This is a genomic window from Arthrobacter globiformis (genome assembly GCF_046536215.2).
GTDB lineage: Bacteria > Actinomycetota > Actinomycetes > Actinomycetales > Micrococcaceae > Arthrobacter > Arthrobacter globiformis_E.
In genome coordinates this window covers 1978422-1997385 of sequence record NZ_CM143421.1, presented here as the reverse complement: position 1 = coordinate 1997385, position 18964 = coordinate 1978422, and the positions used below count along the sequence as shown (strand labels likewise).

Annotated in this window: 14 protein-coding genes and 1 pseudogene; 10 read left to right on the top strand and 5 right to left on the bottom strand. The window is 68.0% G+C overall.

The window, feature by feature from the left end; translation table 11 throughout:
• Positions 1 to 47: 47 nt before the first annotated feature.
• The 6 genes from dhaL to R5O87_RS08860 all read left to right on the top strand — a co-directional run bounded on the left by dhaL (position 48) and on the right by R5O87_RS08860 (position 6617).
• On the top strand, positions 48 to 1823 hold the full coding sequence (gene dhaL, locus R5O87_RS08885) for a dihydroxyacetone kinase subunit DhaL (RefSeq protein WP_410557723.1): 1776 nt from the start codon (positions 48 to 50) through the stop codon (positions 1821 to 1823).
• Complete coding sequence (locus R5O87_RS08880; protein WP_410557722.1) at positions 1820 to 2302, top strand: ribose-5-phosphate isomerase; 483 nt, start codon at positions 1820 to 1822, stop codon at positions 2300 to 2302. The genes dhaL and R5O87_RS08880 overlap by 4 nt, the downstream gene beginning before the upstream one ends.
• Positions 2303 to 2304: 2 nt before the next feature.
• Complete coding sequence (locus R5O87_RS08875; protein ID WP_410557721.1) at positions 2305 to 3273, top strand: 3-hydroxyacyl-CoA dehydrogenase family protein; 969 nt, start codon at positions 2305 to 2307, stop codon at positions 3271 to 3273.
• 98 nt (positions 3274 to 3371) lie between these two features.
• Positions 3372 to 4139 carry an SDR family NAD(P)-dependent oxidoreductase gene (locus tag R5O87_RS08870; protein ID WP_410557720.1) on the top strand — a complete coding sequence of 256 codons (768 nt, stop codon included), beginning with the start codon at positions 3372 to 3374 and terminating at the stop codon, positions 4137 to 4139.
• Between the two features lie 187 nt (positions 4140 to 4326).
• Positions 4327 to 5730, top strand: coding sequence for an MFS transporter (locus R5O87_RS08865; RefSeq protein ID WP_410557719.1), 1404 nt, complete (start codon positions 4327 to 4329; stop codon positions 5728 to 5730).
• Between the two features lie 107 nt (positions 5731 to 5837).
• Complete coding sequence (locus tag R5O87_RS08860; RefSeq protein ID WP_410557775.1) at positions 5838 to 6617, top strand: triose-phosphate isomerase family protein; 780 nt, start codon at positions 5838 to 5840, stop codon at positions 6615 to 6617.
• Between the two features lie 23 nt (positions 6618 to 6640).
• Here the strand turns inward: R5O87_RS08860 and R5O87_RS08855 are convergent, their stop codons facing one another.
• Positions 6641 to 6937, bottom strand: coding sequence for a hypothetical protein (locus R5O87_RS08855; RefSeq protein WP_306921216.1), 297 nt, complete (start codon positions 6935 to 6937; stop codon positions 6641 to 6643).
• Between the two features lie 136 nt (positions 6938 to 7073).
• Between R5O87_RS08855 and R5O87_RS08850 the strand changes: the two genes are divergently transcribed.
• The 3 genes from R5O87_RS08850 (at position 7074) to R5O87_RS08840 (ending at position 12335) form a co-directional block, all read left to right on the top strand.
• Positions 7074 to 9875 (top strand): Tex family protein, encoded by a 2802-nt coding sequence (locus R5O87_RS08850; protein ID WP_410557718.1) that lies wholly within the window; start codon positions 7074 to 7076, stop codon positions 9873 to 9875.
• 93 nt (positions 9876 to 9968) lie between these two features.
• Positions 9969 to 11903: a gamma-glutamyltransferase family protein gene (locus R5O87_RS08845; RefSeq protein WP_410557717.1), complete on the top strand. Its 1935-nt coding sequence runs from the start codon at positions 9969 to 9971 to the stop codon at positions 11901 to 11903.
• Between the two features lie 111 nt (positions 11904 to 12014).
• On the top strand, positions 12015 to 12335 hold the full coding sequence (locus R5O87_RS08840) for a hypothetical protein (RefSeq protein WP_410557716.1): 321 nt from the start codon (positions 12015 to 12017) through the stop codon (positions 12333 to 12335).
• 307 nt (positions 12336 to 12642) lie between these two features.
• On the opposite strand, the pseudogene R5O87_RS08835 reads toward R5O87_RS08840, so the two are convergent.
• The 3 genes and pseudogenes from R5O87_RS08835 to R5O87_RS08825 form a co-directional block, all read right to left on the bottom strand.
• Positions 12643 to 15050 (bottom strand): annotated as a pseudogene (locus R5O87_RS08835) (HNH endonuclease signature motif containing protein).
• A gap of 357 nt (positions 15051 to 15407) precedes the next feature.
• Positions 15408 to 16268 (bottom strand): SDR family oxidoreductase, encoded by an 861-nt coding sequence (locus tag R5O87_RS08830; RefSeq protein WP_410554565.1) that lies wholly within the window; start codon positions 16266 to 16268, stop codon positions 15408 to 15410.
• 7 nt (positions 16269 to 16275) lie between these two features.
• Positions 16276 to 17226, bottom strand: a complete 951-nt coding sequence (locus R5O87_RS08825) for an MSMEG_6728 family protein (protein ID WP_410554564.1) — start codon at positions 17224 to 17226, stop codon at positions 16276 to 16278.
• Positions 17227 to 17392: 166 nt separating this feature from the next.
• Between R5O87_RS08825 and R5O87_RS08820 the strand changes: the two genes are divergently transcribed.
• The gene (locus tag R5O87_RS08820) at positions 17393 to 18019 is read left to right on the top strand and encodes a hypothetical protein (protein ID WP_410554563.1); all 627 of its coding nucleotides are present in this window, start codon (positions 17393 to 17395) and stop codon (positions 18017 to 18019) included.
• Positions 18020 to 18226: 207 nt separating this feature from the next.
• On the opposite strand, the gene R5O87_RS08815 is transcribed toward R5O87_RS08820, so the two are convergent.
• Positions 18227 to 18895, bottom strand: a complete 669-nt coding sequence (locus tag R5O87_RS08815; protein WP_410554562.1) for a transglycosylase family protein — start codon at positions 18893 to 18895, stop codon at positions 18227 to 18229.
• Positions 18896 to 18964 lie beyond the last annotated feature (69 nt).

Here is an 18964-nt window from a genome sequence, read left to right as displayed (position 1 = left end):
CACAACCAACCCAGCAGAATCAAACCAACCGGATTCAAAGAGGAACCATGACCCAGATCTTCGACAATCCCGCTGATTTCGCAGATGAGGCGTTGGACGGATTTGTTGCCGCCAACCGCGGGTACGTTGCCCGCGTGGACGGCGGCGTGGTCCGCTCCACCGAGATCCCCGCCGGCCAGGTGGCCCTCGTGGTGGGCGGCGGCTCCGGCCACTACCCGGCCTTCGCCGGACTGGTCGGGCCGGGCCTGGCCGCCGGCTCCGCCTGCGGCAACATGTTCGCCTCGCCGGCCGCGGGGCAGGTGTACCGCGTGGCGAAGGCTGCCAACGCCGGCGGCGGCGTGCTGCTGAGCTACGGCAACTACGCCGGCGACGTCCTGCACTTCGGCCAGGCGCAGCTTCGGCTCAACGCCGAGGGCATCGAGACGCGCACCGTGCTGGTCACGGACGACATCGCCAGCGCCCCGCTGGACCAGATCGAGAAGCGCCGCGGCATCGCCGGCGACCTCACCGTCTTCAAGGTCGCCGGCGCCGCAGCCGAGGCCGGCCTGAGCCTGGACGAGGTGGAGCGCCTCGCCATCAAGACCAACTACCGCACGCGTTCGCTGGGCGTCGCCTTCGACGGCTGCACCCTTCCCGGCGCGTCCGAGCCGCTGTTCCACGTTCCGGCCGGGCAGATGTCGCTGGGCCTGGGCATCCACGGCGAGCCGGGCATCTCCGAGCACCCGATGCCCACGGCCTCCGAACTCGCCGAACTGCTGGTCTCCCGGCTTCTCGAGGACAAGCCCGACGACGCCGGCAGCCGCGTAGTTGCCATCGTCAACGGCCTGGGCACGGTCAAATACGACGAACTGTTCCTCCTCTTCGGCAAGATCGAAAAGCTCCTCGCCGCGGCCAACCTGACCGTCGTGGAGCCGGAGTGCGGCGAGCTTGTCACCAGCCTGGACATGTCCGGACTCTCGCTCACCCTGCTGTGGCTCGACGACGAACTCGAGCAGTTCTGGGCAGCGCCGGCCGATACCCCTGCCTTCCGCAAGGGCAACACCGCGCCGCGCGCCCGCCGTGAACTCTCCAGCGCCGAAGACACAGCCGACGAGGACACCGAAAAGGCAACCGCGGCGTCCGCCAACCTGGGCCGGGTGGCAGCCGCCGTCCTCGCCCAGGTGCGGGACGTCGTCGTCGAACATGAAGCGGAACTTGGCGACCTGGACGCGATTGCCGGCGACGGTGACCACGGCATCGGCATGCGCCGCGGCGTTGATGCGGCTGCCTCAGCCGGTGAGCAGAACGCCGAAGCGGGAGCCTCGGTTGAACGCGTGCTCACCGCCGCAGGCGAGGCGTGGAGCGAGCGCGCCGGCGGAACCTCGGGCGCGCTGTGGGGCACGGCCGTGATGGCCGCGGGCCTCGCGCTCGGAAACCGCGATTCGTACGCCGCCGGGGACGCGGCCGCCGCCGTCACCGCCTTCAGCAACGCCATCACCGAGCTGGGCAAGGCGGAGCCGGGGGACAAGACCATGGTTGACGCCCTCCTGCCGTTCCGGGACGCGTTCAAAGAAGCGTGCGACGGCGGATCCTCCCTGGGCGGCGCCCTCACCACCGCCGCTGCCGCGGCAAACGAAGCTGCCCGGCAGACCGCGGAGCTGCGCCCGCTCAAGGGCCGCGCCCGCCCGCTGGCGGAAAAGAGCCTCGGCCACCCGGACCCCGGCGCAGTCTCGTTCGGACTGATTGCCGAGCGCGTGGCCACCTACTTCGCATCTGATGCAGCCGGTTCCACCCCGGCCGCGTCCCACATGGCCTCGACGGCCGGAAACGGAGCAACGGAATGAGCACCACACAAGGCTGGCGCATTGTCATCGGCAACGATGAGGCCGGCGTTGAATACAAGGAAGCACTGAAGGCCCTGCTGGAGGCCGACCCCCGGGTAGCCTCCGTCGAGGACATCGGGGTCGCCGCCAACGACTCCACCGCGTACCCGCACCTGGCCGTCGCAGCCGCCCGCAAGGTGGCCGAGGGCGAAGCGGACCGCGCACTCCTGATCTGCGGCACCGGCCTCGGTGTGGCCATCGCCGCCAACAAGGTCCCCGGCATCCGCGCTGTCACCGCGCACGACAGCTACTCCGTGGAACGCTCCGTCCTCAGCAACAACGCCCAGGTCCTCACCATGGGCCAGCGTGTCATCGGGCTGGAACTCGCCAAGAAGCTCGTGGGCGAATGGCTGGAGCACCGCTTCGATGAAAACTCCTCCTCCGCCGCCAAGGTGGACGCCATCTGCTCGTACGAACCCGACTACACGAAGGCCGACTGAACATGACCGAAACACCCACCAGCTCACGCAAGTTCGCCGTCGTCGGATCCGGCTACATGGGCGGCGGCATCGCCCAGGTCCTCGCCCTCGGCGGTGCCCGCGTTGCACTCGCCGACGTGTCTGCCGAAGTGGCGCAGAAGAACTACGAGAGGCTGCTCACCGAGTCCGACCAGTTCGTGGCCGACGGGCTGTTCCCGGAAGGCGCCACCGCGATCCTGAAGCAGAACCTCTGGGCCGCGAAGGACATCGAGGAAGCCGTGGCCGACGCCGACTTCATCGAGGAGGCCGTGCCCGAGGTCATCGCCATCAAGCACGAGACCCTGGCCCGCATCAGCGCCGCCGCCCGGCCGGACGCCATCATCGGCTCCAACACCTCCACGATCTCCATCGCCGAACTCTCCCAGCCGGTGGCCAACCCGGAGCGCTTCCTGGGCGTGCACTTCTCCAATCCGTCGCCGTTCATCCCCGGCGTCGAGATCATCCCGCACGAGGGCACCTCCACCGAGACGGTTGGCGCCGTCCGCGACCTGGTCCACTCCGCCAACAAGGAGACGGCCGTGGTCAAGGATGTCACCGGCTTCGTACTGAACCGCCTGCAGTACGCGCTCTTCCACGAGGCCGCGCAGCTGGTGGAGCAGGGCATCGCGACGGCGGAGGACGTGGACACGCTGGTCCGCACCACCTTCGGCTTCCGGCTGCCGTTCTTCGGCCCGTTCGCGATCGCGGACATGGCCGGTCTGGACGTCTACAACTTCTGCTACAAGTCGCTGCAGACCGACTTCCCGGAGCGCTTCGCCACGCCGAAGATCCTCACGGACCTCGTGGAGGCAGGCAAGCTGGGCACCAAGACCGGTGCGGGCTTCCTGAACGTCCCGGCCGAGCGCACCCCCGAGCTGATCGCCTACCGCAACAAGGCGTACGTCGCCATGCAGAAGCTGATCGAGGAACTCGGCCCGGCCCCGATCAACTAAGCACTAATCACCCAAGCACCACAGCAGTTGGGAGCTGCCTCGGGGCAGCTGCCCTCCTGTTGTGCTGCCCATTTCACGAACGACTTAGGAGCACATCCATGACCACTTTTCCGTCCGAGCGCACGGCCATCGTCACGGGCGCCGTCTCGGAGCGCGGCATCGGCCGGGCCACCGCCAACTACCTGGCGGAGCAGGGCTGGAACATCGGCATCATCGACCTTGACGACGCGCTCTGCCAGGCGACGGCCAAGGAGATCGCCAGCCAGTACGGCGTGAAAGCCCACGGCGTGGGCGCGAACGTCGCGGACGAGGCATCGGTCCGCGCAGCGATCGACTCCATCGAGGCCGAGCTGCCCCAGATCGTGGCCCTCGCCAACGTCGCCGGCGTCAGCTCGCCCGTCCCGTACCTGGAACTCGACGCCGCCGAGTGGGACCGCGTGCTCAACATCAACCTCAACGGCGTCCACTACGCCACCCGCCGCGTGGCCGAATCCATGGTGAAGAACCGCATCGGGCGCATCGTGAACATCTCCTCCGTTTCCGCACAGCGCGGCGGCGGGACGTTCTCCAAGACCCCGTACTCCGTGGCGAAGGCCGGCGTCATCGGCCTGACCCGCTCCACCGCCCGTGAACTGGGGGAGTACGACATCACCGTCAACGCCATCTCGCCCGGCCCCATCGACACCGACATCATGGGCGGCACCCTCAGCGAGGAACGCAAGAACGAACTCACCCAGGACCTCGTGGTCAACCGGGTCGGTTCCACCCGCGACATCGCCGCCGCCATCGCCTTCCTCATCAGCGAGGACGCCGGATACATCTCCGGCCAGACGCTGAATGTGGATGGCGGCCTCTACATGCACTAAGGAAGGACTGTTCATGCCAGAGCGCATCCAAACCGTCGCGCGGAGCTCCTGGAGCAGGGAGCGCAAGATCTACCTGGCCGCAGGTGTCCTCGTCTGCCTGGTGGGCGTGCTGCTCATCGCCTTTTCACTCTAAGTAATTGTCCCGCTGTGCCCTGATTTGCTCACTTTTACTCAAAGAGGAGTTTGAATGACTGTCACCAACCCATCTACCACCAAGGAGCTGCTGGATTCGCCGGTCCTCAAATTGGCCATCTCCAAGGCATCCTTCCGGCTCATGCCGATGCTCGTCATCCTGTACGTCGTGGCCTTCCTGGACCGCACCAACGTGGGCTTCGCCGAGGCCGCACTCGAAGCGGACAAGGGCATCAGCGCGGGTGCCTACGCCCTCGGCGCCGGCATCTTCTTCATCGGCTACGCCCTGTTCGAAATCCCCAGCAACCTGCTCCTGACCAGGTTCGGCGCCAAGGTGTGGCTGGCCCGCATCGCCGTCACCTGGGGCATCGTCTCCGCCTGCTTCGCCTTCGTGCAGGACGAGACCTCCTTCGTGATCCTGCGCTTCCTGCTGGGTGTGACCGAAGCCGGCCTCTTCCCGGGCGTCATCATGTTCCTCGCCGCCTGGTTCCCGAACAAGGTCCGCGTCAAGATGTTCGCCATCTTCTACCTGGCCCAGCCGTTCTCCCAGATGATGGGCGCCCCGCTGTCCGGCTGGCTGATCAACATCGGCGACCAGGTTCCCGGCGTCCAGGGCTGGCAGGTCATGTTCTTCGTCGAGGGTATGCTCGCCGTCCTCGCGGGCATCGCTGCCTTCTTCTTCCTGATCAACAGCCCGCAGGACGCCAAGTTCCTCAACAAGGAGGAGAAGAAGGCCCTGCAAGATGTCATGGCCCTCGAGGACACCGTCAAGGAGGAATCCGGCCCGCGCGGCGTCCTGGCAGCAATGAGGAACGGCCGCGTCTGGTACTTCACCGTCATCTACTTCTGCCTGCAGATCGCCGTGTACGGCGTGACCTTCTACCTGCCCCAGCAGGTGTCCCAGCTGACCGGACAGAAGGTGGGCCTCGCCGTCGGACTCATGGCTGCCATCCCGTGGTTCTTCGGCATCTTCGCCTGCTACTTCATCGGCAAGGCCGCCAACACCGTGATCCGCCGCCGCGTCTGGGGCACGGGCCTGTTCATCTCCACCGGCCTGTGCATCTTCGGCTCCGCCTGGGCCGGCGCCAACCACCTGCCCGCGCTGGGCATCGTGTTCATCACCCTCGCCGTGTGCAGCTTCCTCTCCATCGGCCCCATCGCGTGGTCCTACCCGACGGCGTTCCTCACCGGAACCGCCGCCGCGGCCGGCATCGGCCTCATCAACTCGCTGGGCAACCTGGGCGGCTTCGTCGCCCCGATCCTGCGGACCACCGTCAACCAGGTCACCGCCTCGGACACCGGCACCATGGGCGTCTACGCACTCGGTGTGCTGCCGTTCCTTGCCGCGGCCATGATGATCGGCACGCGGAAGTTCAAGAACAAGGCCGACGACCTGCTCGAAACCAGCGACTCCGGCAAGGCAGGCACTGCCGAAGACCAGGCACTGCTGGAAAAGTAGTAAGCCCCAGTAGTTCAGCAACACCAGCAAAGGCAGGAAACCCCGTGACCCAGCTCAGCCAGGCCATCAAAGACCCCGGCACGATCTTCGTCGGCGTCAGCACCAAGATGTACCTGGGCTACACGGACAGCCTGCGCTGGCTGGATGAACTGCGCCAACAGGTGGACGCCCGCCCGGCCTTAGCGGCCGGGCGGGTGGTCCCGTTTGTGATTCCCTCCTTCCCGATGCTTCCGGCCGCCGGGGAGATCATTGCCGGGTCGCCACTGGTCCTCGGCGCCCAAAACTGCGGCTGGGCCGACGGCCCGTGGACCGGCGAACTCTCGCCGTCGCTGCTCGCCGAGCTGGGCGTGGGACTCGTGGAGATCGGCCATGCCGAACGGCGGCGGCACTTCGCCGAGGACGACGCCATGATCGCGCTCAAGGTCAGGGCGGCCGACGGCGCCGGCGTCACCCCGCTGCTGTGCGTGGGGGAGGAGTCGCGCGGCACGGCGGGCACCTCAACTAACGGAACGGCCGACGCCGGCAGTACTGAGGGCGCGGATGGCGCGGCCCGCTTCGTCTACGGACAGATCGAGGCCGCCGTCGGCGGCGACTGGGGTCTGGCCGCCCGGCTGGTCATCGCGTATGAACCCGTCTGGGCCATCGGCGCAGCCGAGCCTGCCAGCGCGGAGTACGTGTCCGCCGTCGTACGTATTTTGCGGGAGCAGCTCGGTGCCCACGGGCTGCAGGATCTGCCCGTCATTTACGGCGGTTCCGCCAAACCCGGCCTGCTGCCCACACTCGACGGGGTGTCGGGGCTATTCCTCGGCCGGTTCGCGCACGATGCCGCGAACTTCGGAAAAGTGCTGGACGAGGCACTGTCGCTGCCGGGCGCGGCCAGCTCCTAGCCGGCCGGGACCGCAAAGCGGCGCTACAAAAACGCCTCGCGGCCCGTCCCCTCGCTGAGCACGAGCTCGCCGTCCTCAATGGACACCAGGAGGCTGCGCGGCCTGCCATGGAGTTTCATTTCCGCGCTGAGATTGCGGCTGGTGACCTCAACCCCCACCGTCGCGCCCTTTGCCGGCAGTTCCACGGAGACTTCCTCGGCCATGCCCAACAGCTCCCGGGTGGTGACATCGCGGTCGTACCGGGCCTCCTTGCCGTTCACCGTGATGGCGACCTCATCGTCGTTGAAGCCGTCCTGAAGAATGATGAGCAATTCCTGCATGATGCGCCGCCTAAGTCGATGACCCCCGCTGCATAAAGTCACTACACCACTTAAGGACGGATGTGGGTAGTGCGGTTTACTCCGTTCCCCGGTCCCTGATCGCCCCGGATCCGGCCGCGTAGGGCAAACTGTTCTGGTGACCCAACAGCCGCAGCACACCGTAACGCCCACGCCCAGCCCCGCCTCCGCCGCCGGGACAAAGCCGAAGGACACCGCCGCTCCCGCGCCGGCCGGCGCCCACGGCACTGACGATGTTGCCGCCCGGATAGCGGAACAGATCGCCGCCGAACTCGGCGTGAAGGCCTGGCAGGTAAAGGCTGCCGTTGAACTGCTCGACGGCGGGTCAACGGTTCCGTTCATCGCCCGCTACCGCAAGGAAGCCACCGGGACGCTCGACGACGGCCAGCTCCGCGAGCTCGACGAGCGCCTGCGCTACCTCCGCGAGCTGGAGGACCGCCGTCGTACTGTCCTGGAGGCGATCGCCGCGCAGGGGAAGCTGACCCCGGAACTGCAGGCCGCCGTCGTGGCCGCCGATACGAAATCCCGGCTCGAGGACATCTACCTGCCCTTCAAGTCCAAGCGGCGCACCAAGGCACAGATTGCACGCGAGGCCGGGCTGGAACCGCTCGCGGACGCGCTGCTCAAGCACCCCGACCTCGATCCCGAGCGCGAGGCCGCCAAGTACCTGAACGCGGAGCACGCCGTCGACGACGCCGCTGCCGCGCTCGCCGGCGCCCGGGCCATCCTCGTGGAACGCGTGGCCCAGGACCCGGACCTTGCCGAAAACCTGCGCGAGCGGCTGTGGACGCAGGGCCGGATGGTGTCCCGGGTGAAGAAGGGCAAGGAACCCGAGGGCCAGAAGTTCGCGGATTACTTCGAGTTTTCGCAGGCGCCGTCGGGAATGCCGTCGCACCGCGTGCTCGCGCTGCTGCGCGGTGAGAAGGACGGCGTGCTTGAGCTGGACCTCGCCGAGGCTGACCCCGCCGACGACGACGCCCTCACGGCCGCGCGCACCCGTTACGAATCCGCCGTGGCCAGGTTCCTCGGGGTCGCCGACCGCGGCCGGCCCGCCGACTCGTGGCTGCTCCAAACCGCGCAGGTGGCATGGCGGTCGCGGGTGCTGGCCCGGCTGACGGCGGACCTGCGGGGACGGATGTTCGCCGCCGCGGAGGACGAGGCCGTGCGCGTTTTCGCCGCCAACCTGCGCGACGTGCTGCTGGCTGCGCCTGCCGGAAACCGCTCCACCCTTGGCCTGGACCCCGGGCTGCGGACGGGTGTGAAGGTGGCGGTGGTGGACAAGACCGGCAAGGTGGTGGCCACGGACACCGTCTACCCGCACGCTCCGGCACGGAAGTGGGACGAGGCCCTGGCGACACTGACCCGGCTGGCGCGGCAGCACGCCGTCGAACTCGTGGCCATTGGCAACGGGACGGCGTCGCGCGAAACTGACAAGCTCGCGGCCGAACTGATCAAGCAGCTCTCCGCCGCTGCCGGATCCGGTGGCACTGCTGGCTCCGGGGCTGGGGCGGGCCCCGCCGCTGCGGCCGGTGCGGCGCCGCAGAAGCTGGTGGTGTCCGAGGCAGGCGCGTCCGTGTACTCGGCGTCCGCCCTGGCCGCCGCCGAACTCCCCGGCATGGACGTGTCCCTGCGCGGCGCGGTGTCCATTGCCCGCCGGCTGCAGGACCCGCTGGCCGAGCTGGTGAAGATCGACCCGAAGTCGATCGGCGTGGGGCAGTACCAGCACGATGTCACGGCCGCGAAGCTGGACCGCAGCCTGGATGCCGTGGTGGAGGACTGCGTGAACGCGGTGGGCGTGGACGTGAACACGGCGTCGCCGGCGCTGCTGAGCCGGGTGGCCGGCGTCGGGCCGCTGCTGAGCGAGAACATTGTGGCGTACCGGAACGAGCACGGGCCGTTCGCCAAGCGGAGCGAGCTGAAGAAGGTCCCGCGGCTGGGCGCCAAGGCGTTCGAGCAGTGTGCCGGGTTCCTGCGGATCACCGGGGGAGCGGAGCCGCTGGATGCGTCCAGCGTGCACCCCGAGGCCTACTCGGTGGCGCGGAAGATTCTGACGGCGGCGGGCGGCTCTCGCGGGGCCGGTGCTGCCGGTGCTTCTGGAGGCGGTCTTGCTCCGCTGGCCGACGCCGGACGGCTGAACCCGGCCGACTTTGTGGACGGGACTTTCGGTCTCCCCACGGTGCGCGACATCATCGCCGAGCTCGAGAAGCCGGGACGCGATCCGCGTCCGGCGTTCAAAGCGGCGGCGTTCTCCGAGGGCATCGAGAAGATCTCCGACCTCAAGCCCGGCATGGTCCTGGAGGGAACCGTCACCAACGTGGCCGCGTTCGGCGCATTCGTGGACGTCGGGGTGCACCAGGACGGGCTGGTCCATGTGTCCGCCCTCGCGAACCGGTTCGTCGCCGATCCGCGCGAGGTGGTGAAATCCGGTCAGGTGGTGCGGGTGAAGGTGCTTGAGGCTGACCCGGAGCGGAAGCGGATCTCGCTGACGTTGAGGCTCGACGACGAACCTGCCGCTGCCGGCGACCGGCAGCCTGGCGGACGCCAAGCTGGCGGACGCCCGGCGGTGGGACGTCCGGGCGGGGAACGCCCTGCCGGGGAACGCAGCCGCGGCGACCGAAACCGGGAAGGCGGCCGCGCCGTCGGCCGCTCCGCCGAACGTTCTGCGGGCGGCAACACGGAAGGAGGCCGCGGGTCCGGTGGGAACCGCGAGTCCGGTGGGAACCGCGACGGTGGCCGGGGCCGACCGGCCACTCCTGGCCAAGGTGGAGGCAAGCCCGGGGCACGCCAGGGGAATGATTCAGGCCGGTCGGCGGTCGATCGTGACAACGCAAGGCGGCAGCCGAAGCAGTCCGGCCAGCGCCCAGCTCCCGCGGATACCGCCATGGCCGAAGCACTGCGTCGGGCCGGCCTGGGCAAATAGAGCCCGAGCGCGGCAAGTAGGCTCCGGCACCGGCGGAGCGTGTCGGGTGCCGTATCCCGGAACCGTCGGAAGCCGGTGACTACAGTAGCCCCTATGAGTTTTGCGAGGCCGGAGACTTTCACCACCCGTCCTACGCTGCAAGGCACGTTCGGCATGTCCGCTACGACCCATTGGCTCGCTACCGGTACCGCGCAGGCCGTGCTGGAGCGGGGCGGCAACGCATTCGATGCGGCCACGGCGGCCGCGTTCGTGCTGCATGTGGTGGAGCCGCACCTCAACGGGCCCGGCGGTGACATGACCGGCGTCTTCAGCACGGCGGAGGAACCGGGGAAACCGGTGGTCCTGATGGGCCAGGGCCCGGCGCCGGCGGGCGCGACGATCCAACACTTCCGGGCAGAGGGCCTGGAACTGGTGCCCGGATCCGGTGCGCTCGCGGCGGCGGTTCCCGGTGCCGTCGACGCGTGGCTGTTGCTGCTGCGGGACTACGGCACGTGGGAACTGGCCGAAGTTCTGGATTTCGCCATCCGGTACGCGCGCGACGGCCACCCGGTGCTGGCACGCGTCTGCACCACGATCTCGGCAGTGGCGGGGCTGTTCCGCGAGCACTGGCCCACGTCGGCCGAACTGTGGATGCCGGAGGGTCGCATCCCGGAGGAGGGCGAGCTGGTCCGGAATCCGGTGCTTGCGCGCACGCTCCAGAAACTGGTGCAGGCAGGGGCCGGCCTCGGCGAGGCATTCGCGGCGGAGCCGGCGCATACCCGCGAGGAGCGCATCGACGCCGCCCGCCGGGAGTGGAGTGAGGGCTTCGTGGCCCGCGCCGTGGCCGAAAGCGTCCGGACACCGCACCGGCACTCGTCCGGAACCGACCACCGCGGCGTGATGACGATGGCCGATATGGCGGAGTTCCGCGCGTCGTATGAGGAAGCGGCGACGTTCGAGTTCCGCGGGCACACGGTCGCCAAGACCGGCCCGTGGGGGCAGGGGCCGGCGCTGCTGCAGACGCTTGCGATCCTGGCCGGCTTCGATGACGACCACCTCGACCCGTCCACCGAGCTGGGGGCGCACGCTATTCTGGAGGCCGAGAAGCTGGCACTGGCCGACCGTGAGGCGTACTACGGCGACGCGGACGTTCCGCTCGACTACCTGTTGTCGGAGGAGTATGCGGCGTCGCGCCGGGAGCTGATCACGGACGAGGCATCGCACGAGTTCCGCCCGGGCCCGGTTCCGGGGCGTGAGCCGTACATGCCTGCGTTGCGCACCGAGTACGTCCCGCCTGCTGTGTCGGATGACGACGGCGGGTCGCCCGCTTCGGGCGGTCCTACCGCTTCCGGCCGCGGAGGTTCCTCGGCTGCCGCCGGTGTTGGTGAGCCCACGATCGGTGAGCCGGCACTTGATCAACATGCACTTGGCGAACCCGGCGTGGCGTCCAACGGCGAAATACGCGGCGACACCTGCCACATCGATGTGGTGGACCGCTGGGGCAACATGGTTTCGGCCACGCCGTCCGGTGGCTGGCTGCAGTCATCGCCGGCGATACCTGAGCTCGGCTTCTGTCTGGGCACCCGGCTGCAGATGACGTGGCTGGAGCCCGGAACGCCGGCGACACTGACGCCGGGCAAGCGGCCCCGGAGCACGCTGACGCCGACGCTGGTGCTGCGCGATGGGGTGGCTGTTTCAGCGCTGGGTTCGCCAGGCGGAGACCAGCAGGACCAATGGCAGTTGCTGTACCTGCTGCGGACCATCGTCGGCGGGTACTCGCCGCAACAGGCCATCGACGCGCCGGCGTTCCATACGACGTCGATGCCGGGGTCTTTCTGGCCGCGCACGTGGCAGCCGGGTGGGGCCGTCGTCGAGGATCGGTTGGGCGATGACGTTATCGCCGGGCTCGAGCGTCGGGGGCACCGGATCACCCGGGCGGGTGACTGGACGCTGGGACGGCTGTCCGCCGTCGTACGGGATCCCGGGACCGGCGTGCTTCAGGCCGCCGCGAATCCGCGGGGAGCCCAGGGATACGCATCCGGACGGTAGGACGCGGACACTTCCCTCGCGCGCGTTCCCGTTGAGCAGGCCGAGGATATTTCGTACCCGCGGTCAGGGCTCGGGGTTTCTGGCATGGCGGTTATCTGCAAGGCTGGGGGCATGAACTACTTCCTGGAGTACACGATTCCCGCTGCCCCCGACGACGCCGAGTTCGAGTTCCCGCACGACGAGATTCAATCCGGGACCACCATCCCGCTCTCGGAGACCAATGCAGATGTAGTACACACTCCCGAGCTTCCGGCGCGGACCGGCATCATCGGCGCCACCGTGCCCGAGGCGAAACTCGAAGCCGAGCAGCTCATCACGCACAGCCGTGCGACTGAGGCTTCCCTGTACGAGGATCCCTCGAATTCGCTGCAGGCCGGCGTGGGCACACTCGTTGCCACGTTCACGGAAGGCAGTGGCTGGCAGGACGCCTAGGAGCCCCTGGGTTTTCGTTTCACCGAAGCGCCTGGTCCCGAATAGGGCCGGGCGTTTCTGGGTTTTGGAGCCAAAGCTAGGGAACCCTCGGCACCGGCGATCACGACGCGGCTGGATTTACCAACTTCGCGGGCATCCTTCGGCTGCCAGTCCGAGCTCGCAGGTTGACCGCACGGATCGACTTTGCTTGTGGGCAAGGGCACGGCTCTCCCCGTTGACGCGCTCCTCGTGACCAGGTTCTATCAGCCAGCCCGGGCCCGGCCGGTCGGCCAGTGCCAGCCCGGCGCGGTCTGTCTTGTGGGCGGGGTCATGTTTTGTGGTGGTGGTTTTGTCGGGGTTGTTGGCGGGGTCGATGTGGGGTGGGGGTATGAACCAGGGGATGCCGTTTTTGACGTGGATTTTCCACTGTTCCTTGTGGATCAGAGCATGGTGGTGGGTGCAGAGGAGGACGCCGTTGTCGGTGCTGGTGGGTCCGCCACGTGACCAGTAGGTGATGTGGTGGGCTTCGCACCAGGTGGCGGGGATGGTGCAGTTGGGGAAGGCGCAGCCTTGGTCGCGGGCGTTGAGGGCTTTGCGGATGTGGGGCGGGAAGATCCTTGTGGTGCGGCCGATGTCGAGGATCCGTCCTTCGGAGCCGAGGAGGACGGGGATGATGTCGGCGTCGCAGGCGATTTCGCGGATGGTGGAGGCGGTGACGGGGCCGGAGTAGGTGAAGGTGCCGCTGCCGGTGGCCGCGCCGGCGGGCCGGCCGGTGGGCCCGCCGGTCGGACCGTTGGTGGGCTGGCCGGGGAGTGGTTTGGCGAAGAGGTCTGTGCCTGCCCAGTTGATGCCGGCCGGGGCGATGCTGCCGGCGTTGGTGGTGGTCTGGTTGTCCGTCGGGTCGTCGGGTTCGGCTGTCTGCGGGGCGTCTGGGCTGGTGTCAGATTCGGGCCAGGGTTCGCTGGTCTGCCATGTGCCTGGCAGGAGCGTGGCGCCGCTGGGCTGCCGCGTGCCTGGGGCGTTTTGCCAGGTGCCCGGGGCGGTCCCCGGATCGAGTTCGCTGGTCTGCCAGGTGCCTGGCAGGAGCGTGGCGCCGCTGGGCTGCCACGTGTCTGGGCTGGCCCCGGCCGTAGGTTCGGTGTTGTTGGTTTGCCAGATGCCTGGGCCGGTTGGTGGGCGGATGGTGGCTTGCCAGGGGGCCGGTGTTGGCCGGGTGTCGGCGTGGTTTTCCTTTGAGGCGCGGTTTCGCTTTGAAGCGTAGAGGGGGCCGCGGGTGGTGGTGGTTTGGATGCTGTTGAGGAGGTCGCGGTAGCCGACGGTGACCATGACTTGGGGCCGGAGTCCTCCGGTGGTGGGCAGGGTGCCGGCGGCGAGGGCTGCCTTGGACGCGCCGACGAGGCCGTCGAGGCGTTGTTGGGCGGGGGTGCGTCGGTCCAGGTCGGGGAGCGGGGTGGGGGCGTTGAAGGCCGCGTCGGGATCGACAGCGGCGGCGCTGTCACTGCCGCCGCTGCTGCCGCTGCCGCCGCTGCCGTTGCCGTTGCCGTTGCCGTTGCTGTCGGTTCCGCAGGTGGTGGTGTTGGGTGTGGTGGTGCGGGGGTTGGTGGCGGTGTTCATGACGGTGGTGAGGACTTCGTATTGGTCGGTGGTGGCGCGGATTTCGAGGTGGTGGAGGCCTCCGCGTTTGTGGTGGATGAAGACGCCTTGGCGGTGGCGGAGGTTTTCTTCGGAGGGTTCGGTGCCGTCCTGGTCGAGGGCGTCGATCCAGCGGTGGGCGATGCGGGTGAGGAAGTCGTGGTCGTTTTCGATCGCGGTTTGGGTGAGGTTGTGTTCCATTTCGGCGATCAGGGCGGGGTTGGGGATGTGGCGGACTTTGTCCAGGGCGGTGGTGATGGTGGTTCCGGCGCGGGAGGAGATGATGCCGGCGGTGAGGGCGGAGGCGGTTTCTTCGCGTTCGGGTGGCATGGGCCGGCCGGCGAGTCCGGTGCGGGGGAGGGTGGCGTTGGCGAGGGCGAGTCGGCGGCGGGCTTCTGGGGTGCTGATCCGGAGCCGGGTGCGGAGGAACTCGGCGGTGTTGTGGGCTCCGTCATCGGCCGGGGACCAGCCCACCGCAGAGGCAGACGCTGACGCTGCCGGGGCTGGAGCGGGTTCGGGTTCGGTTCTCCAGCCGGTGGTCCATGCGGGCGCTTTGCTGGTGGTTTGGGCGGCGTAGATCGCCTCGGTCCGGGTCCGGTCCACCGCGCCGGCGGCGAGTACCTGGAGGTGCTCGACGCGGCGGGAGAGTTTCTCGATCAGTTCCGCGAAATCGGCGGCCTGAATGAAGTTGGCCGCGGCCAGCTCCTCCGCCGCTGCAGCTGTTGCCGCGTCCAGCAGGACCAGCGCCGCCTTCAGATCAGGCGTTGCCAGCGCCGGGGACGCCAGCCCAGTAGTTGTCTCGGCAACCGACGCCGGGCCGTCCGTTTCCGGACGCTGAGTTGCAGGGCCAGAGCCCACCGCAATGGCCGCGGCAGCACCGCCCTCGGAAGCCCGGGCGTCCGAACGGAAGCCGGCGGCAGCACCGTCCTCGGAATCGGTCTTTATTGACGCGGCCTTTACAGGTGACTCAGAGCGGGAACCGGCGGCAGGAGCTTCAGAGGGAACGCTGCGTAGCCGGCGGCCACGCAGCGAAGCGGCAGCGCTCAGGCCCGAGACGTCAGTCCCGACCGCGATGTCCGCTCGATCCTCCCCAAAGGCTTCCATAGGAAAACTATCTCAACGGGGTCTGACATTTTCGGATGTGACCGGAAGCACTGCCGGCCGCGAAGCCGGCGGCAGCACCGCCGTCGGACGCGTCCTTTGCATGGAGCCAAGGAAGGGCAGTTGCAGGAACGCTGCTAGCCGGCGACCGGGCAGCAGGGCAGCGTCCGGGCCCGAGACGTCAGTCCCGGCCGCGATGTCCGCACGATCCTCCCCAAAGGCCTCCATGGGAAACTCTCTCAACAGGGTCTGACATTTTTAGGGGCTAAGGAGCGTCACTTTGGACAAAAAAGAAAAAGTTTTTGAAAATTTTTTGGCCCCGACATTTCAGCCGCCTCTGGACGTGGGCGCCGCGTGCAGTCAGGGGTGGCGCACTCCGACGCCGGCCAAGATGTCGCGGTAGCCCTCGCGGAAGGATGGGTACTTGTACGAGAACCCTGTTCCCCGAAGCAGCGCGTTGCTGCACCGCTTGTTGCCGCCGCGTGCGTCGCCCAACGAACCCGTCGGCGGGACGTCCAGCCCCAATTCAGCCGCCAGGAAACGCAGGACGTCGCCCAACTCGGCCGGATCGTTGTCAACGCCCAGATACACCGGCGCCGGCGCGTCAGGCATGCTGAGCAAGTGCACGATGGCGCCACCTGCGTCGTCGCGGTGAATGCGGTTGGTGTAGCGCGGCTGGGCCGGAATGATGGCGGCGCCGGTTCGAACCTGATCGATGAGCCTGGTGCGGCCGGGACCGTAGATACCGCCAAGCCGGAGCACTACAGGCGAAGTCTCCGTCCCGTCGAACCGCTTCAGCAGCAGCTCCTCGGCTTCAAGCATGACGCGGCCCGAGAATCCAGCGGGTTCCGGGGGAGTGGATTCATCGATCCAACCACCGCCGGCGTCGCCATACACGGCCGTGGACGAGACGAAAAGGACGCGTTCGGGTGCCACGTGGTCGCGTTCGAGGGCGTCGAGCACATGCACAACCCCGTCCACGTACGCGCTGCGGTATGCCTCTTCTGTGGAAGCATCGGCGGCCACGGCAATGACGACGGCGGTCGTGTCCGCCGGGATACGCGGCAGTTCGGCGGTGCTCAAGTCGGTGGCGATGCCCTCAATCTCAGCCGGCAGTTTGTCCGGCGAACGGCGCCAGCCCACCACCCGGTGACCCGCTGCGGCGAAGCGCAGACCCGCCTCAGTACCGAGGTCGCCGCAACCGGCGAGAAGGATAGTCATAGCGGGCTCAGAGCGCCGGGACGGGGAAGAAGACGCGCGGATCCTGCAGCAGCGCGGGGTAGTCGAACTCGGACCGGTCGATGATGTCGGTGAGCTGGAAGTTGCGGCCGAAGCGCCCGTCGTCGAGCGTGATGGGCCGGCCAACGACCATCCCGACGGCGAACCTGCTGCCGCCGTCGAACGGCACGGCCACCGGCGACTTACCCGGAAGCGTCGAGAAGGCCGCCTCTTGGCGCTGCCGCTTCCGCGACGGCTTCTTCACCAGCGGCTTGGCCAGTGCCTTCTTGGCCACCTTGGCTGGGCGGCGCGAAGTCTCCTCCGCGTAGACGAACTGGTAGTCGTCGTCGCCGGATTCCCCGGCACCCGACCCAGAACCGGCGGCGGCCCCGGCCGAACCGGAAGCGGCCGCCCGACCCACGGCAGGAAGCCCGACCTTGTCCAGTTTCTCGGGGTCGCCGTGGCCGACGTGCTCGCGAAGGATCCAGAGCACCTCACCCTCGGGGTCCTCGGGAAGGAATTCGTGCTTGGGCTCCGGCCAGACGTACTCCAGCCCGTGCTCGGTGCCGGGGAAGACCTCTTCGTAGAAGTGCGGGTCCTTGCGGATCAGGTTGGACCGGTGGCTGAGGTGGAATTCGGGGTCACCGAGCCATGGCGGGAGCAGGATCTTGGCGGCGTAATCGGGATGCGCGGCCTGCGGGGCGAACTCGCGGATGTTGTCGAGGGTGTTGTCGGCGAAGCCGCGCTTGGTCCATTCGTCCACCATGGCCAGGCCATACATGGTGAGCGCGGGAACGTGCCCCATCCACATACGGATGGCGGGGTGTGACTGCCATCCGTATTCCGGGATGACCAGCGCGCGGAGTGTCTGCAGCGCTTCGACGCGCTGCTTGCCGAGCCGGGGTGTGTCCAGCGCGGCCGCGCTTTGCCGGAAATCGGGATAGGGAAGGAAGGTTTGCATCCCCTCAGTCTGCCGTCCTTGGCGCGCTGTGCCAATTGAAGTGCCGGACGGCACAACCAGCAGCCAAAATGGACATGCGGCTGTTCACATAGTGGACCTATGAATGCGCAAAGTTGATTAATCCACTAAGATATCCGAAACCTCAACAGCGTCTGGAAGCCAACTCATGACTCTTACCTCTCCCGCGCCCCTGTCGTCCGCCCCCGCGGAGGCGAATTCACACCTGTCACAGGAGCCTCAACTGTTCGTTCCGAAGTACGGCCAAATGCTGGGCGCCGACGCGAACGGGATCCTCGTTCTCGACGAGTTTACTCTGGACCCGGCGGCTGCGCGCAAGGACCAGCACCGTTTCCGCACCGCGCTTGCTTCCGTTGCGCTGACCCTGCGCCGGCTCGTGGCCCTGCGCGTTTTCATTGCAGTGGTGGCCGTCGCCAACCTGCCGCTCTTCCTCATGTCCACCGGCTGGTGGATCTACGCCGTCTCGCTTGCCTTGGTGATCGGCGTCCACGCCGCAGTGAACTGGCTGAACAAGCATGAGCCGCGCGTCAAGCAGCGCCACGAGCTCGAGCTGCACCTGCACCGCGAACGCAGCGACAACTACCGCAAGGTGCGCGACGCCGTGAAGTTCGTCGTCGACAGCCCCGCCCGCGTCAACGAGCACCTCTACCTCGAGCTGCTGCACGCCAAGCGCGTCGCCCTGCACCTTGCCTCCGGCACCGTCGCCCTCCTGGACACCAGCGACGACGCCGCCTGGAAGGTGCGCATCGTCCGGGAACTTCCCGCTGCGGCCTAAGGCCGAGTACTGACGGTTCCAGCCGTCACGCTGTAGAGAATTAAGAACGACGCCGGGCGTCCCCACTCTGGGGGCGACCGGCGTCGTAGTTTCTGGAGACAGGCACTAAAGCGGTTCAGACACAACAACGCCGGGCGGTCCCCGCAAGGGAACCGCCCGGCGTCGAGCTTTAAGGGAGAGCCGGTAAACGGCCTGACCCAGGCAAGGTTAGGCGGGGAGCTGCAGAACCTGGCCCACGAACACGAGGTTCGGGTCGCTGATGGTGTCAGCGTTGGCGTCGGCGAGGTGCTGCCAGCCGCCGTGGACGCCGAGCTTGTCGGCGATCTTGCTCAGGGTGTCGCCTTCCTGGACGGTGTAGGTCTCGCCGCTCACCGCGATGGCGGCAGCGTGACGCGCCTGGACGGGAGCTTCGGCCACCGGGGCCTGGGCGACGGGGGCGGTCTGGACCGGAGCCTGGACGGGTGCGGCCTGGACCGGCGCGCTCTGGGGCAGGATCTGCGGCGCAGGAGCGCCACCGCCACCGTTCAGGCCGAGCTTGGCGGAGCAGGCGGGCCATGCGCCCCAGCCCTGGCTGGCCTGGACCTTTTCGGCCACGGCGATCTGCTGGGCCCGGGAAGCGTTCTGCGGCGAGCCGGTTCCGCCGTAGGCAGCCCAGGTCTGCGGGGTGAACTGCAGGCCGCCGGAGAAGCCGTTTCCGGTGTTGGTGGACCAGTTGCCGCCGCTCTCGCACTGAGCAAGGGCGTCCCAGGTGGAGGCGCTCGTGGCGGTGGGCGTTGCAGCGTTGGCGGCAGTGGCGGAGAGCGCCAGAGTTGCGGCGGAAACGGCGGCCAGGGTGACTCCACGGCGCGCGGCAGTGCTGAGAGTGGATTTCTTCATTTTGGGATGCTCCTGAGGCCACCCGCGCTCGGTCCGTCCCCGGACGTTTTCGCGCTACTGCCCGCCCCT